Annotated in this window: 12 protein-coding genes; 7 read left to right on the plus strand and 5 right to left on the minus strand. The window is 45.9% G+C overall.

Going from position 1 to position 16,087, the window contains the following annotated elements:
* Positions 1 to 3: 3 nt before the first annotated feature.
* Positions 4 to 915, minus strand: a complete 912-nt coding sequence (locus HUB64_RS14310) for a LysR family transcriptional regulator (RefSeq protein ID WP_105251501.1) — start codon at positions 913 to 915, stop codon at positions 4 to 6.
* 121 nt (positions 916 to 1,036) lie between these two features.
* Between HUB64_RS14310 and HUB64_RS14315 the strand changes: the two genes are divergently transcribed.
* From HUB64_RS14315 to HUB64_RS14325, 3 genes are all read left to right on the plus strand, one after another.
* Positions 1,037 to 5,590 carry a biotin carboxylase N-terminal domain-containing protein gene (locus tag HUB64_RS14315; protein ID WP_113941555.1) on the plus strand — a complete coding sequence of 1,518 codons (4,554 nt, stop codon included), beginning with the start codon at positions 1,037 to 1,039 and terminating at the stop codon, positions 5,588 to 5,590.
* Between the two features lie 1,013 nt (positions 5,591 to 6,603).
* A complete protein-coding gene (locus HUB64_RS14320) occupies positions 6,604 to 6,858 on the plus strand; it encodes a YkgJ family cysteine cluster protein (protein ID WP_173242460.1) in 255 nt (84 codons plus the stop codon).
* 22 nt (positions 6,859 to 6,880) lie between these two features.
* A complete protein-coding gene (locus tag HUB64_RS14325) occupies positions 6,881 to 7,336 on the plus strand; it encodes an Rrf2 family transcriptional regulator (RefSeq protein WP_105250838.1) in 456 nt (151 codons plus the stop codon).
* Here the strand turns inward: HUB64_RS14325 and HUB64_RS14330 are convergent.
* Genes HUB64_RS14330 through gpmM form a run of 4 tightly spaced genes read right to left on the minus strand, consistent with a single transcriptional unit; the run spans position 7,311 to position 12,005 of the window.
* Complete coding sequence (locus HUB64_RS14330; RefSeq protein WP_173242462.1) at positions 7,311 to 8,066, minus strand: divergent polysaccharide deacetylase family protein; 756 nt, start codon at positions 8,064 to 8,066, stop codon at positions 7,311 to 7,313. The genes HUB64_RS14325 and HUB64_RS14330 overlap by 26 nt on opposite strands.
* A 9-nt stretch (positions 8,067 to 8,075) precedes the next feature.
* Positions 8,076 to 9,284 (minus strand): S41 family peptidase, encoded by a 1,209-nt coding sequence (locus HUB64_RS14335; RefSeq protein WP_173497251.1) that lies wholly within the window; start codon positions 9,282 to 9,284, stop codon positions 8,076 to 8,078.
* Between the two features lie 32 nt (positions 9,285 to 9,316).
* Positions 9,317 to 10,450, minus strand: a complete 1,134-nt coding sequence (locus HUB64_RS14340) for a murein hydrolase activator EnvC (RefSeq protein WP_113941204.1) — start codon at positions 10,448 to 10,450, stop codon at positions 9,317 to 9,319.
* Positions 10,451 to 10,460: 10 nt separating this feature from the next.
* A complete protein-coding gene (gpmM, locus tag HUB64_RS14345; RefSeq protein WP_105250842.1) occupies positions 10,461 to 12,005 on the minus strand; it encodes a 2,3-bisphosphoglycerate-independent phosphoglycerate mutase in 1,545 nt (514 codons plus the stop codon).
* A gap of 267 nt (positions 12,006 to 12,272) precedes the next feature.
* Here gpmM and HUB64_RS14350 point away from each other — a divergent pair, with 267 nt between their 5' ends.
* The 4 genes from HUB64_RS14350 (at position 12,273) to HUB64_RS14365 (ending at position 15,887) form a co-directional block, all read left to right on the plus strand.
* Entirely contained in the window at positions 12,273 to 12,707 is a 435-nt protein-coding gene (locus HUB64_RS14350) for a rhodanese-like domain-containing protein (protein WP_105253030.1), read from the plus strand.
* Between the two features lie 295 nt (positions 12,708 to 13,002).
* Positions 13,003 to 13,488, plus strand: coding sequence for a protein-export chaperone SecB (gene secB, locus HUB64_RS14355; RefSeq protein ID WP_006083777.1), 486 nt, complete (start codon positions 13,003 to 13,005; stop codon positions 13,486 to 13,488).
* A gap of 4 nt (positions 13,489 to 13,492) precedes the next feature.
* The gene (gpsA, locus tag HUB64_RS14360) at positions 13,493 to 14,509 is read left to right on the plus strand and encodes an NAD(P)H-dependent glycerol-3-phosphate dehydrogenase (protein WP_173497252.1); all 1,017 of its coding nucleotides are present in this window, start codon (positions 13,493 to 13,495) and stop codon (positions 14,507 to 14,509) included.
* Positions 14,510 to 14,702: 193 nt separating this feature from the next.
* Complete coding sequence (locus HUB64_RS14365; RefSeq protein ID WP_173497253.1) at positions 14,703 to 15,887, plus strand: NAD(P)/FAD-dependent oxidoreductase; 1,185 nt, start codon at positions 14,703 to 14,705, stop codon at positions 15,885 to 15,887.
* Positions 15,888 to 16,087: the final 200 nt, after the last annotated feature.

The following is a 16,087-nucleotide window of genomic DNA, read 5'->3' on the forward strand; positions in this document are numbered from 1 at the left end:
ACGTTAACCCATTAGGGATTGCAGGCTTTCTTGGCTGCTGAAGCGTTTTACAAAGAAATCTAAGAAGACACTGATGTTGGTGGCCAGTTGGCGTCGGCTCGAATAAACCCCGTAAACCTTAAAAGGTTCAATCGGCCACTCCTGTAAAATCGGTACTAGCTGTCCATTAGCAAGTTCAGTCTTACAGGCTGAATTGGATAACATGGCGATGCCAAAATCATCTATGGCTAATTGCTTCACCATTATCGGGCTGTTGACCCTCACTTTACGCTGAAAGTTAGCCATGGTTTTACGCGAACCTTTACCCAATGGCCAAATTGGTGCTGAGCGAGAAGTCCCCAATAAAATCCCACTGTGCAGGCTGAGTTCCTTTGGGGTCGCGGGTGTGCCTTTGAGTTTTAAGTATGCAGGGCTTGCCACTAAAATTGGCTGGCGTTCAAACAGTAATCTTGCGACTAAGTCCGACGATTGAAGTGGACCATATTTGATGGCTATGTCATATCCTTCACCGACTAAACCAATATCGTTGTCGGTAAACTGGACATCCAATTCAACATTGGGATATAAACGCATAAATCCGCTACAGAGGTTAGCGATAAGTTCTTGGCTAAATGACACTGGGATTGCAATGCGTAATGATCCTGACACATCATCGTGAGTATTCTCGATAACTGCCTTGGCCGCTTCTACCTCATTGCGAATCGAATCACAGTGTTGATAAAAGAGTGCCCCGATTTGGGTCAAACTCAAATTACGGGTGTCGCGCTGTAGTAATCGCACGCCAAGTTGTTCTTCTAGCTGCGCGATTTTGCGACTTATGGTGGATTTTGGGTGGCCGGTTTCACGTGCAGCTTGGGAGAATCCCTTCGCTCTAACTACGGCTGCAAATAGCATCATACCGTTTAAATCTGGCATGTTATTCCCACTGTCTCATATTTGGAACAAAGCGTCCTATGCAGTTTAATGGCATTTGACGGGATAACAAAGTTATATTTATTGGCTAAAAATTTTCAGAGGCTAAGCAGAGGATCTTTTGATGACCAGCAATAATCAGCCCAAACACATGACTCAAGCCCAAACGCCCGATCCGCTTTTTTTACAGGCCGAGCATTTGGCAAAAGATTTTTCTCTGTTTCCTAAGCACAGTAAACAGAGTTTATCGGAAGAAATTAAAGGTCTTTTAAATGAGGATGCTATTCAAGCAAACTTAAAAGACTTGGCATCTTTAGATGTCGACGGTTACGTTGCTAAAGTGATCCAGCCGACCCAAGATAAAGGTCGTCCTGGTGCAAAACGTATTATTGCCGATCTTAAAGGTCGTTTGATTACGGAAACTCACTTGGGCTCTTTTTACAGTGCTGAGGTCGAGCTGAACTTTGGTTCACGCACTCGTCGTATTGGCTTTATTGCCCAAGAACGCACTACCGCTAACGGTGCTTGGATGCCTGAGCATCATTACGCCGCTTGTAAAGCAATTCGTCATTTCGCCGAATTGTCTATGCCTATTATCTATTTAATTGATACCCCAGGGGCGGATGCTGGCGAAATCGCTAACAGCCAAAACCAAGCGCATTCAATTTCTAAAGCCATCGCAGAAAGTGCCAACGTTGACGTACCGACAGTCGGTATCGTAATTGGTGCTGGTTATTCTGGTGGCGCAATTCCATTAGCGGCGGCGAACATTCTGTTGTCGTTGCGTGACGGTATTTTCAACACGATCCAGCCACAAGGTCTGCAAAGTATTGCCCGTAAGTACAACTTATCTTGGCAAGAATGTGCGAAATCTGTGGGTGTATCACCAGAAGAGCTTTATACCTCAGGTTGTATCGACGGTATCATCGACTTTTCACCTGGCGATCGTGACGAGCGTCAGCACAATCTGCGCCGCGCTATTATTAGCAGCGTAGAAGCGGTTGAGCGTGCAGCGATGAATTTTGTGCGTGAATCTAAAGATTTACGTGAGCATTATGATCGCAGTTTAACTCGTTTCCTTAATCCATCTAAAAACTTGATGGCTTTGGAACTGAACGCAGAATTGGCTGTGGCAACGAGCCCGACCAGTCACCATAACTTGTTTGGTAGCGCCTATCGCTATTTGCGTTATTTAACGCTACGTAGCCGTATTCATTCTATTTCTCAAGAGCAATATGGTCGTCTGTCACGTGCTAGCGTGCCAGAAGGTGATCTGTTGGCACGTATTCAACAGGAACAAGACCGTGTGTTCCAAGCTTGGTTGTCTAACCCTGACAAGCTAGTTTATGACGAAGATTTGAATAAATTATGGACTAACTTTGTCGCTAAGCGTGACGAAGTCTCGACCGAGCGTAACATGCTGACACGTTTGATTTTGGGTGAGCCAAAAGAGAACTATAAAAAAGCACGTAAGGCGCTGTTATTCAACATCAGTTGGTCTTTATATCACCGCTGGAAAAGCAATGCGGCTAACAACTTCAAAGGGCTTATTCAGCACTTAGAAAATTTGCCAAAGTCTGTGACTCAAGCTAAATGGCCTGAGCTGAATCAACTGACTGTGCTGGATGTGGTGGTAAATGAAGAACTGCGTGAAGACTTTATTTGGCAATGCCATAACATTCTGATCTTCAATGCCTTGTATGACAACGTTGTGGGCAGCTTAGCGTCAATCGCTAAAGAAGCCATGATGTCGAAGAGTTTGTCACGTAACTCAGTGAATAACCTGTTGCACAAGTCAATTGACCATGCATTGTCGACGCAAGATACCTCGAACGACAAAGCTAAGTTCTATAAGTGGCTCAAGTATTTTATGGGTCAATCGAACCGCGCCGATTTGTTGGTGCGAGTAGAGCAGTGGAAGAGTGTGGGTTTCCCACAACTTAACGACAGTCTATTCGTGGTACTGACTTACTTCTTCGAGCGTTTACTGCCTGAGTATTTCGATAGTGAAAGCGATACCAGCAAGTACACTGGCGCGATCAACCCTGTGCGTATCGGTCGTCGTAAGGACTTCTGGAACCGCTTGACCATGGGTTATCAAGATCTATTGATCCAAAAAGTGCTACGTGACGAAAAACGTAAAGGCAACATGACTTGGGAAAATGTGGTGAAGCAGTTCTTTACCCATTTCGAAGAGATCAACGGCGACAAAATGTCGGCTAACTTGCTCAACTTCCCAGGCTTCCGTTTATCGATTGAAGACGCATTAGATAAAGGCATTCGCCCATGTGGTTTGATCACAGGTATTGCTGACTTTAAAGAAAAAGGTCAAAAAGTGCGTGTGGGTGTGGCAGTGTCTAACACCGCATTCCAAGCGGGTGCATTCGATATGGCCAGTGCTGAGAAATTCTCTGCACTATTAATCGAGTGTGCTAAGCGTAAATTACCCGTTGTGTGCTTTATCAGTTCAGGCGGTATGCAGACTAAAGAAGGCGCCGCGGCGCTATTCTCTATGGCTGTGGTGAACGATCGTATCACGCGCTTTATTCGTGATAACGAATTGCCAGTACTGATGTTTGGTTTTGGTGACTGTACCGGTGGTGCGCAGGCGAGTTTTGTGACTCACCCATTGGTGCAAACTTACTATCTGTCTGGTACTAACATGCCATTCGCAGGTCAAATGGTGGTGCCAGCTTACTTACCATCAACGGCAACGCTGTCTAACTACTTGTCAAAAGTACCTGGCGCAATGGCGGGCTTAGTCCATAACCCATTCAGCGACAATTTAGACTCTCAGTTAGCAGGTATCGATCCTCTGATGCCAATGCCTTCGGCAAAAATTAACGATGTGATCATCAATGCACTGTCGACCTTAGTGGTTGAAGCTACTGTTGAAGAAGAAGTGATCGTGCAGAACGATCCACGTAAGTTAATGAAGCCTATTAACAAAGTATTGGTTCACGCCCGTGGTTGTACAGCTGTAAAACTTATTCGTAAGGCGCATGACAATAATATCAATGTGGTATTAGTGGCGTCGGATCCTGATATGACGTCAGTGCCAGCGGACATGCTCAAAGAGACCGATAAGTTAGTTTGTCTCGGTGGTAACACATCGGATGAAAGTTACTTGAACGCATACTCTGTGCTGAAAGTGGCCGAATATGAACAGGTTGATGCATTGCATCCTGGTATTGGTTTCCTATCAGAAAGCCCGCAGTTTGCTGCATTGTGTGTGAATAACGGTGTTAACTTCGTCGGTCCTAGCGTGCATTCAATGACGACTATGGGTAACAAGTCGAACGCAATTAAGACATCGCAAGCGCAAAATGTACCTGTTGTGCCTGGTTCGCACGGTATTCTGACCAATGCTGAACAAGCCGTAAACGTGGCGAGCGAAATCGGCTATCCAGTATTGCTTAAAGCGGTACAAGGTGGTGGCGGTAAAGGTATTCAGGTTGTAAAACGTCCTGAAGACATGATTGGTTTATTCCAAAAAACTGCAACCGAAGCGGCTGCAGCCTTTGGTAACGGTGACTTGTACTTAGAGAAATATGTGACATCACTGCGTCACATCGAAGTGCAGTTACTGCGTGATAAGTTCGGCAACGCGAAAGTATTAGGTTTGCGTGACTGTTCGGTTCAACGTAACAACCAAAAAGTGGTCGAAGAATCTGGCTCAACTATGCTGCCGGACGAGCTGAAGCGACAAGTGCTGGCTTATACCCGTGCCTTAGGCGACGCGACCGATTACATGGGCGCAGGTACCGTTGAGTTCATCTATAACTTAGATGCAAACGAAGTCTACTTCATGGAAATGAACACGCGTCTGCAGGTTGAGCATCCTGTTACGGAAGCGACTTCAGGTATTGATATCGTTAGTGCGCAGTTTGATATTGCCGCTGGCCGTTCAATTGCAGCGTTAGAGCCTAAAGAAATTGGTTATGCGATGGAAGTACGTGTGACGGCTGAGAAAGCGGCGCTCGATAGCCATGGCATACTGCAGCTGATTCCTAATCCGGGCAAGATCACTGAGTGTGTGTTCCCAGATCATCCCGATGTGGAAATCATTTCGATTGCTGCGCCAGGTAAAGAAGTATCGCCATACTACGATAGCTTGATTGCGCAAATCATCATGCGCGGTGAAAACCGTGAGGATGTGATTGCCAAACTGTACGAATACTTAGACAGTGTAGTGCTGAAAGGCATCGCGACTAACATTCCGTTGCTCAAGCTGATCTTGAAAGATGGTACTTTCAACGAAGGTGTTTACGATACTAACTATCTGCCACGCTTAATGGCCGAGCTCGATATTCCTGCGTTGATCGCAGAAATGGAAGCTGCCGCTGAAACTGTGGAAGTAGACACTGAATCACTGCGTGTTGGCGAAAGTAACGAACTGAAAGTGTTAGCCCAAGGCGCAGGTATCTTCTATACCTCTTCTGCACCGGGTGAAGCGGACTTCGTGAAAGAAGGTGACATAGTCACCGTTGATCAAACACTAGCACTAACAGAAGCGATGAAGATGTTCTCGCAAGTGACCTTAGCTGGCTTTAACCGCCAGAGTGCGATTCTGTACCCTGAAGATAAGAAGTATCGTATAGAGCGCATCCTGAACAGCAATGGTCAGCAAGTGTCTCAAGGCGACTTACTGTTCGTGGTCTCGCCTGTTGAAGAATAAGCTCAGCGTTTAGCGCCATAGCTGAATGAGACAATACCCGCCATTGGCGGGTATTTTTTTGCTTCTAAATTATTGCCACTAAATTTCCTGTCACTAAATATAGGTAAGCAAACATGCCACTCTTAATGTGCATGACGTCTTTGATAAATCAACTTAGCTTTAATAGATAAGCATATCGCTAACAAGTGGCCAATCTCAGCTCTGTGCAATACGACCAGTATCTCTGATTAAGTCGGCAAAGAGTCTCTTTAATCTATCGTTTGCCCATTTATTAGAACAAGCTGCATCAAGAATCCACCTCTGGCCTCGAGAATCAACGGAATCTCCATGCTTTATTCGTAGTATATAGAGGCTCATCAAACCTCATTTTAAGTTGAAACTGAGTCTAAAATGAGCTGTGTGTGGATAACTTTGGGGGTAAGTGGTGGGTATGATGTGACTAGATTAGATAATTAGAATTAACTGCAAATTTCCTTAAAATAGGGGTTGCACAAAATCTCCTGCTGCCTATAATGCGCATCCACTGACACGGCAGACAGCGTTAAGCAGCCTGATGTGACGGTTCATCGATGAGTTTACTGATTGATGAGTGTTGAGAAAGTTTGCAAAACTCCTTGACGCGAAACGGGAAATGCGTAGAATACGCAGCCCTAGCCAACTGGAAGCGTTCGACGCTCAGTGTGGTACTCAAGTTCTNCATCGAAAGATGAGGCTTTTTTCGTTATGGTGTCGTGGATAATTCGTGTCAGTGACGCACATGCTTCGGGCTCGAAGTATGTGGTTATCGTCATAGTCGGGCATCATGTAGATGAAATCCTTATCAGAATATGAAGCTTTCGCTTCAATGTTAAAAATCAAAACCTACTTTTTGCCGATCTTTATTCCACTTTATCAATATTGTTTCTTTCACGTTCTGAAAACCTCCTGTGCGCGACTTGGCAGTATTGACCTGTGACACTGATCTCGGACAAATTAAACGGTATAATGCTTTATGTCTTTCATGAGTAACGAAAATGAATTGTCGTCTTGGGTGTGGTGCTTGTTGTATTGCGCCTTCAATAAGCAGCAGTATTCCGGGTATGCCAAAGGGTAAGGCGGCGGGTGAGCGTTGTGTGCAATTGAGCGATGCCAATTTATGTTTGATTTTCGGCTCGCCTGATCGTCCTGCGGTTTGTAGTGATTTCGATGCATCTGAAGATGTTTGTGGTCATTCGAACGAAGAGGCGCTTTGGTTGATTACCCAACTCGAATCTCAGACCTCTCATTAAGTTTATCGCTGACAGGTGAAATATGCAGTTAACTCGTTATACCGATTTTGGCGTTCGTACCCTGATGTATTTAGCGGTTCAGCCAGATAGAACAACTTTATTTAGGATTGCTGAAATTACGCAGGTATTTGATCTGTCACCAAATCATGTCTCTAAGATAGTGCATCATTTAGGCAAGATGGGTTACCTTGAAACCATCCGCGGTAAGATGGGCGGTTTCCGTTTGGGTAAGCCTGCGAGTGAGATTAACCTAGGCCAGTTAGTTCGAGTATTAGAAAACTCACTCGCCCCGATTGATTGCAGCAAACCTTACTGCCGATTTACACCAGCATGTAAGCTTAAAGGCGTGTTAGCCCAGGCTGTTGAAGCTTATTTGAATGTGCTGGATCAATATACTTTGCTGGATATTGTGAGTAACCGTGATGAGTTAGTCGCCTTGCTGCCAGACTTTTCTATTTCAGTGCTGCAACTGGATTAGTACCACTTTTAAGTGCAATACCGATGGGGAGCAAACTCGATGCTGGCACTAGATCAATCCCCTCGGTTTTAAGTCTGTGTAGGTTAGCCTCTAAGAAGCGCATAGTTTCTGGATAAGGATGGGCAATCGCCACCAAGCTACCTTGGGTATGTGCCTGACTTATCATTAAGTTAAATTGTCTCTCGAGTGCATTGGCACTAGTATCATTGTCTAGAAACAGTTGGCGTTTTAGTAAAGGAATGCCTAGCTTATCTGCGTTATCCCCTGCCTTAGTGAATCGTGTTGTCATACTATCGACAAAATACAGCTGCTTTTGTTTGAGTGTTTCCATGACCCAGAGCATGGGATCGTCTAGTTGAGTTAATAGACTCCCCATGTGGTTATTGGCACCTTTGGCAAAGGGAACGCTGTTAATCGCATCAATAACACTGGTGCGAATTTGTGCCTCAGTCATCGTATTGGTTAACCCCCCCAGCCCTAATGTCTTACCATTAAGCGCCTGCATGGGAAGATGTAGCATAATTTCGTGGCCTTTTTGGTGTCCTGCGTTAGCGAGTTCTTTGCCAAGTGGGGTATGGGGTAATACAGCGAGTGTTACTGTATTGGGCAGTGCCAGTACGGCTTTATCTGTATGACGATAACCTATGTCATCAATAATGAGTGCAAGCTGGGCTGCATAGCTTTGAGAAATGCTTAGGGCCAATAGGGCCAAGGAATAAAGTAAGCGCACAATTTCTTCTTATTCGTCATGGTGCTGTATCCATGCAATGGCAGAGGTCACTTGATGATCTTGGGCCAGTGATGCATGGGCTGATAGGGCGTCGATTATAGCTAAATTACCAACGCCGGAACCAGTTTCGGCGGCAATTTTTATGTCAGGGATGATCCCTATGTTATGAATATTTTCACCTCTAGGAGTATTGTACTGGGCAATTGTGAGTTTAATCGCGTTACCATCTTCTAAGATGGGGATCAGGCTTTGTACTGTACCTTTGCCAAAACTGGTCTCACCTAAGAGTTTGGCACGACCATTTTCTTGTAATGCGGCGGCGAGAACTTCGGATGCAGAGGCCGAGCCTTTGTTGATTAACACTAGCATAGGCACGTTAGTCAGCATGGTTTGCGGTGAGGCATAGTAGTCAGAGTTGGCGTCGAAGAAGCGGCCAGAGGTCGAGACTATGCGTCCTTTGGCGAGAAATAGATCCGCAATTTTAACCGCTTGGTCGAGTAGGCCGCCGGGATTATTACGTAGATCTAAGATAAGTCCTGTGAGTGGTTTGTTTTGCCATTGGCTGAGCGAGCGCACCATATCTTCGGTAGAGTTTTCTTGGAAGTTGCTTAATCTGACATAGCCAATATTGCCATCAAGCAGTTGAGTGCTGACCGACTCTATAGTGATATTGCTTGGCTTGAGTGACACTTTAAAGGTGGCATCGTCATTACTGTGTTTTAGCTCTAAGTTAATACTTTGATTATTGAGACTATGTCTTTTTATTTCAGTAAGGATATCGGCTAGATTCGTTTCAGTCGCCAGGGTGTCGTTAAGTTTAATAATAATATCGCCCGCACGTATTCCCGCTTGCTCTGCGGGAGAATGGGCAAAGGGGGCTATGATGCTGATGTGGTCTTTTTGGGCCGCGACTTCGAAACCGAAACCAAAATACTCGCCGCGATTCGAATCTTTAAGATCGAGTAATTCTTGATGATTCAAGAAGCTGGAATAGGGGTCGAGATGTTCAAAAATGCCTTTGATGGCGGCCTGCACGAGCTCTTCTTTGGGAACGGTTTTGATATAGTAAGTTTCAACCGTTTCAAGTACATCTTGTAGTAATGGATAGTCAAAGTTGTCGCGGTAGGACTTAGCATTTTCTTGACCAGAGAGGCTGATGGATAGGCCTAAAGTGAGACCTAATCCAACGCAACTGATATAGCGGATCATGTATTTCATAACGGTCCCCTGTGATAAGGGGACCGTTTTGATTAGCGACAGTATTTCGCTGGATCGACGGCTTGCCCTTTATGCCTTATTTCAAAGTATAGGCCAGGCTCGCTCTGTCCACCTGAACGTCCGACTAAAGCAATCGCTTCACCGCTTTTTACCATCTCACCAGGGCTTTTTAGTAGGGTTTGAGCGTGACCGTAAAGACTCATATAACCTTTACCGTGATCGATGACCATGACAAGACCAAAACCGCGTAACCAGTCGGCATAAATGACTTTACCACCTGAAACGGCTCGAATATTTTGCCCTTCTGGTGCAGACAACATAGTGCCTTTCCATACTACTTGACCGGAGCGTTGGCTACCAAAGCTAGCACTCACACGACCTTTTGTCGGCCATTTAAGTTTGCCACTTTGTTTACCAAAGCCTTCCATCGAGGGGTTATCTTTCATGGCCCGCAGCGCTTGTTCAACGACACGCTTTAAGCTGGCCTCTTCAATTTGCAACTGCTCAAGCTCTGCACCCTTAGAATTTAAGGTGCGTTGCAGCTCTTTGATGGTCAGTTGACGCTGATCTTGCTCTTGGCTCAAACGTTTAGCTTGTACTTGTTGTTCGGCCACGAGTTTCGTTAATTGCTTTTGCTTACTCGTTTGCGACACCTTGATCTCATCTAGCTCGGTCAAGGTTTGCTTTAATTCGTTGATCGACTTCATCCGCGCTTTATTGAGGTATTGGTAATAAGCCAACATACGCTCGATAGTGGCGGGACTTTGCTGATTAAGCATCATCTTAGTGTAATCGTGATTACCGGCAAGATAGGCGCTCGACAGCTGTTTCGACAGTGTTTGTTGTTGAGTCACTTTAAGCGTTTCTAACTCATCTTGACGTTGTTTTAGCTCGGCAAGTTTAGTGTCGATTTGCGCTAAGCTATTTTTGGTGCTGTTGACTTTTTTGGCAGCTGACGCAATCGCTTCTTCATCGCTACGCAGCAATGACAGCAGTTTTTCTCTTTGTTTACTGGTGGTTTTTAATGCGCTTTGTTGTTGATTTATTTGCGTTTGGATTGATTTTAACTCGGACTTACGCTTCTCCAAATCAGAAGCGTGTGCCGAGAAAGATAACATCATAAAGCCAGCAATAATGCTGGCTTTAACAAGGAGTCGAGTGCTCACTAGGTAACGGTTACTCTTTTATGTGGATTAAGGGTTTGCCCGTCATCTCAGCTGGAATGGCTTCGCCGATCAAGGTCAAGATGGTAGGTGCAACATCGCTGAGTTTACCACCTTCATCTATGGTCGCATCGCGTCCAACAAAGACGAAAGGCACGAGTTCACTGGTGTGGGCCGTGTGAGCCTGACCTGTGGTTTCGTCGGTCATTTGCTCGGCATTGCCGTGGTCGGCGGTAATAATACATTCACCGCCCACTTTCGCCAGCGCATCAACCACACGGCCGATACAAGCGTCGACAGCTTCACAAGCTTTAACGGCGGCATCGAAATTACCTGTGTGGCCAACCATGTCACCATTGGGGTAGTTACAGATGATCACGTCGTATTTAGTTGATTCAATTGCTGCGACTAACTTGTCAGTCAGCTCAGCTGAACTCATCTCAGGCTGTAGATCGTAAGTTGCCACTTTAGGCGAGTTGATTAGGATGCGATCTTCTCCCTCGAATGGCTCTTCTTTACCGCCGTTAAAGAAGAAAGTCACATGGGCGTATTTCTCAGTTTCTGAGATACGCAGCTGAGTACGACCTTGTTTCTGCAGCACTTCACCTAAGGTATTCACTAAGTTTTCAGATGGATAAGCGATAGGTGCTGTGATGTCGCCAGCATACTCAGTCAAAGTGACGAAGTGCATTTTCGGCATAACAGCGCGTTCGAAACCATCGAAGTCTGGGTGAATAAAGCTACGGGTGATTTGACGGGCGCGGTCAGCACGGAAGTTCATAAAAATCAGAGCATCGCCGTCTTTTAATGTCGCAACTTGACCGTTGGCATCTGTGATCGCCGATGAAGAAACGAATTCATCGTTTTCGTTACGTTCGTAAGCTGCTTCCAATGCTGTAACGGCATTGTCGTATTGGAATTTTGACTTGCCTTGGGTGATTAAATCGTAGGCTTGTGACACGCGATCCCAACGATTATCCCTGTCCATAGCAAAGTAACGACCAATAATCGATGCGATACGGCCATGGCCTAATGTAGTAAACAGATCATCAAAATGGCTCAAGCTACCCTTAGCGCTGCGCGGTGGCGTATCGCGTCCGTCGAGGAAAGCGTGCAGATAAACCTGAGTTGCACCGCGCGCAACGGCCATACGGCACATAGCTTCGATATGCTCTTCATGGCTGTGGACGCCACCGGGAGAAAGCAAGCCCATAATGTGTACTGCTCCGCCAGCTTTGATGGCTGAGTCTACCGCATCACATAGCGCAGGATTTTTTTCAAACTCATGATCTGCAATGGCTTTACTGATACGAGTGAGTTCTTGATAAACCACACGGCCAGAGCCTAAGTTAATATGGCCAACTTCAGAATTTCCCATCTGGCCATCAGGTAAGCCAACATCTAAGCCAGAACCTGAAATCAAACTATGGGGATATTTAGCGTTGAGACGGTCGAGTACCGGAGTCTTGGCGTGGAAAATCGCATTATTATGCGTGTTTTCACGGTAGCCCCAGCCATCGAGGATCAACAACGCGAGCGGACGTTTAGCTGTCGTCATAGTGATACCTTTAAGTTTTATAGAAGCGATAGAAATCTGAAATTGGTCAAATATTACTACGTTAGCGGGGTATGAAAAAGCGCTTTACCCCGATTAAGGTCATCGAATCACTAATTCGCCCGATTCTGTGAGTGGCTTGTGACAAGTACAGAGTCAATTGCACTAAAAGTGCGATCTCGAACTGTGACTAAACTGCTGCATTCTGCCAAGGCAATCGGTATACTCTGTGCCCTTATCGAATTTTCGCCATTTATGCGGGCAATCATCATGCAAGAATATATCGAATTTTTTAAAGCTCACTCAATGCTCAGTCTGGCTTGGGTGGGATTATTTGTTGTGCTTGTCGCGAGTATCATCAAATCGAGCATGTCAAAAATCAAAAGTATTTCTCATCAAGAATTAACGATTATGGTGAATAGACAGGATGCTAAAGTGGTTGATGTGCGCTCGAATGACGAGTTCCGCAAGGGCCATATTGTTGATGCACTTAACGTTACGCTCGCCGATATTAAAAATAATCAGATATCAGCCCTTGAAAAGTATAAAGCCAGTCCCATTATATTGGTATGCAATGCTGGCATGACCTCGTCTCAAGCCGCTCAGCTTTTGAGTAAGCAAGGTTTTGAAAACCTGTACAACTTGAAAGGTGGTATGGGTGAATGGCAGGCAGCAAATATGCCTGTTTCAAAAAGCAAAAGATAAGTTGTCGGCGGCAGTTATGATTTCAGCTGCACTCAATCCACAGGATAGTGCAGTAATAAAGTCATCATTGTTTGGCATACTGATCCTACGGTCGCTAAGGGCTTAATGTAAGTTTTTAGACTGGTTCGATCGATACCCGAATATGGGTACAAGTTGGGATGATACCGAGATCTGATATAGGCCTTGAGTAACATAAGCCCCGAGCCAATTTACGTTCAAATAGTAATTGGCTTTCAAATAATAATTGGCTTTCAACGAAAAGCCGATACAACATTGATAGGATAGGTAGGAAATTATGGCTGAAGTAGCAAACAACGAACAACAAGCCCCACAATTCAACATCCAACGTGTTTACACTAAAGATGTGTCTTTCGAAACGCCTAACAGCCCAGCGGTATTCCAAAAAGAATGGAACCCAGAAGTTAAGTTAGATTTAGACACGCGCAGCGCTAAATTAGCTGATGATGTGTATGAAGTTGTCCTGTCTTTAACTGTGACTGCACAAAACGGTGGCGATACTGCTTTCCTATGTGAAGTACAACAAGCCGGTATCTTCTCTATCACTGGTCTGACTGAGCCACAATTGGCCCATTCATTAGGTGCATACTGCCCTAACATCCTATTCCCATATGCTCGCGAAACCGTGGGCAGCTTAGTTGGTCGTGGTACTTTCCCACAACTGAACTTAGCACCTGTTAACTTCGACGCGCTGTTTGCCCAATACGTGCAACAACGTCAAGCTGCTGCGACTGCACCAGCTGCCGAAGAAGCTAACGCTTAATTACATGAAAAACTCTGCCGATATCACGGTATTAGGGGCGGGCTCTTATGGCTCCGCCCTTGCCATTTCTTTAGCTAGCAACGGTCATAAGACCTTGTTATGGGGACACGATCCTGTCCACATGCAAACGCTCGCTCAAGACAAGTGCAACCAAGCTTTTTTGCCTGGTATTGCGTTTCCTGATTGTTTACAGATCGAAGCCGATTTAGCCAAAGCCTTAGCCGCCAGCAACAATGTGTTAGTGGTCGTGCCAAGCCATGTGTTTGGTACTGTGCTTGAGCAAGCTAAACCGTTACTCCGTAGCGATGCGCGCATCGTATGGGCAACGAAAGGGCTTGAGCCTGAAACCGGACGTTTGCTGCAAGATGTGGCCCGTGATGTGTTAGGTGAGCAATATCCGCTGGCGGTGTTATCTGGGCCGACCTTCGCGAAAGAACTCGCCATGGGTTTACCTACGGCCATTTCGGTCGCGGGCACTTGTCCTAAATTCACCAACGATCTCGTCGAGCTGTTACACAGCCCTAAACGTTTGCGGGTTTACGCCAATGACGACTTTACCGGACTGCAACTGGGCGGCGCGGTAAAGAACGTGATCGCGATTGGCGCGGGCATGTCCGACGGTATCGGCTTTGGTGCGAATGCCAGAACGGCCTTGATTACCCGTGGTTTAGTCGAATTGACGCGTTTAGGCGAAGCCTTAGGTGCCAATGCGGCCACCTTTATGGGCATGGCGGGGTTAGGCGACTTAGTATTGACCTGTACCGACAACCAATCCCGTAACCGTCGTTTCGGTTTAGCCTTAGGTAAAGGCTGTGATGTGATGACAGCACAGGCTGAAATCGGCCAAGTGGTTGAAGGTTATCGCAATACCAAAGAAGTGTTTACACTTGCGAAACGCCTCGGGGTTGAAATGCCGATCACTGAGCAGATTTACCAAGTCTTGTATCAAGGCAAAGCGCCGGTCGATGCTGCTAAAGAGCTGCTCAGCAGAGAAAAGAAATCAGAAACGCCTACGCAATAAACCGCGAGCCGTGATGATGCTGTAATGCCGAATAAAGGAAAGGGTGCTAAAATAGCGCCCTTTTTTGTGTCTAGCGTTTGAGCTTATCTTTGCTCCGTTTAGCGGTTACTGACTTGCTTGCTAAAGGTTCGTGAGTCAGCAAACTGCCTGTTGGCAGCCAATACCAATCAATTTATCTGTGTGGAGTAAGAGCGTGAAACATCATGATGTCATTATTATCGGAGCCGGCGCCGCGGGATTAATGTGTGCAGCGACAGCGGGTTACCGAGGCCGTGATGTACTCGTACTTGATAATGCTAAGCAAGCGGGGCGTAAAATTCTTATTAGCGGTGGTGGCCGTTGTAACTTCACTAACCTTAAAGTTGAGCCCGCTAATTTCCTCTGTGGTAATCCCCACTTTGTTAAATCGGCACTCGCGCGTTATCCGTCGCAGCAGTTTATTGAAATGGTCGAGCGTCACGGCATTGAATACCATGAACGCGATCACGGCCAACTGTTTTGCAATGACTCGGCCAAAGAGATAGTCACTATGCTATTGACCGAGTGTGAATGGGCGGGCGTGACGATTAAGCTGCGCACCGATATTCTGGCCGTTAAAAAGACGGAGGCAGGGCGCTTTGAGCTCAACACCTCTAACGGCGAACTGAGCTGCGACTCACTGGTTATCGCCACGGGTGGCTTATCCATGCCTAAACTCGGCGCCACGCCTTACGGTTATCAACTGGCCGAGCAGTTTGGCCTAAAAGTATTGCCAACTCACGCGGGTCTGGTGCCTTTTACATGGCACAGTGAAGATAAAATTCGTTTCGAACCTTTGTCGGGCATTGCCGTACCGAGCCGCATTACCGCTAAAGATGGCACTGCGTTCAGCGAAGCGCTGCTATTCACTCACCGTGGCTTATCTGGCCCCGCCATTTTGCAGATTTCCAACTATTGGAAAGCGGGCGAAACCATAGAAATCGATCTCTTGCCGAATATGGATTTGGCGCAATTGCTTGAGCAGCAGCTCACTGCGCATCCAAAACAGAGTTTGCGTAATACCTTAAGTCAATGGTTGCCTAAACGCTTGGTCGAAGTTTTATTCGATGAAGCCCTGTTGAATAAAGCGTTAAATCAGCTAGTTCACGCCGAGCGCGCAAAACTAGTCGATAATATACACCGCTGGACAGTATTGATGAATGGCACCGAAGGCTACCGCACCGCCGAAGTGACCTTAGGCGGCGTTGATAGTAATGAATTGTCATCTAAAACCATGGAAGCCAGCAAAGTCGCAGGACTCTACTTTATCGGTGAAGTCATGGACGTAAGTGGTTGGTTAGGTGGGTTTAATTTTCAATGGGCCTGGGCATCCGGCGTCGCCGCAGGACAAGCGGTTTAGTGTTTATAAAGCTAATTAAATGAAAATCAATATTTCGAGCTAACAAACTAAAAGTATAAGCTTTATTCGTACATTAGTTGGTCATTATCGTTTTTTGTACGTTAATTTTTAAATTAGGTAGGCTAGAATATCTACTTGATTGAAGTTAGAAGCTGGTTTTAGTGGCTCAATGTTTCTAAAGGACATGGCTGTTTTTTTAA

Source organism: Shewanella sp. ISTPL2 (assembly GCF_013283205.1).
In the GTDB taxonomy this organism is placed as follows: Bacteria; Pseudomonadota; Gammaproteobacteria; order Enterobacterales; family Shewanellaceae; genus Shewanella; species Shewanella oncorhynchi.

Coding starts and splice junctions, on each gene's coding strand:
- HUB64_RS14310 (WP_105251501.1), bottom strand. CDS start 915: ATGCCAGATTTAAACGGTATGATGCTATTTGCAGCCGTAGTTAGAGCG.
- HUB64_RS14315 (WP_113941555.1), top strand. CDS start 1,037: ATGACCAGCAATAATCAGCCCAAACACATGACTCAAGCCCAAACGCCC.
- HUB64_RS14320 (WP_173242460.1), top strand. CDS start 6,604: ATGAATTGTCGTCTTGGGTGTGGTGCTTGTTGTATTGCGCCTTCAATA.
- HUB64_RS14325 (WP_105250838.1), top strand. CDS start 6,881: ATGCAGTTAACTCGTTATACCGATTTTGGCGTTCGTACCCTGATGTAT.
- HUB64_RS14335 (WP_173497251.1), bottom strand. CDS start 9,284: ATGAAATACATGATCCGCTATATCAGTTGCGTTGGATTAGGTCTCACT.
- gpmM (WP_105250842.1), bottom strand. CDS start 12,005: ATGACGACAGCTAAACGTCCGCTCGCGTTGTTGATCCTCGATGGCTGG.
- HUB64_RS14350 (WP_105253030.1), top strand. CDS start 12,273: ATGCAAGAATATATCGAATTTTTTAAAGCTCACTCAATGCTCAGTCTG.
- secB (WP_006083777.1), top strand. CDS start 13,003: ATGGCTGAAGTAGCAAACAACGAACAACAAGCCCCACAATTCAACATC.
- gpsA (WP_173497252.1), top strand. CDS start 13,493: ATGAAAAACTCTGCCGATATCACGGTATTAGGGGCGGGCTCTTATGGC.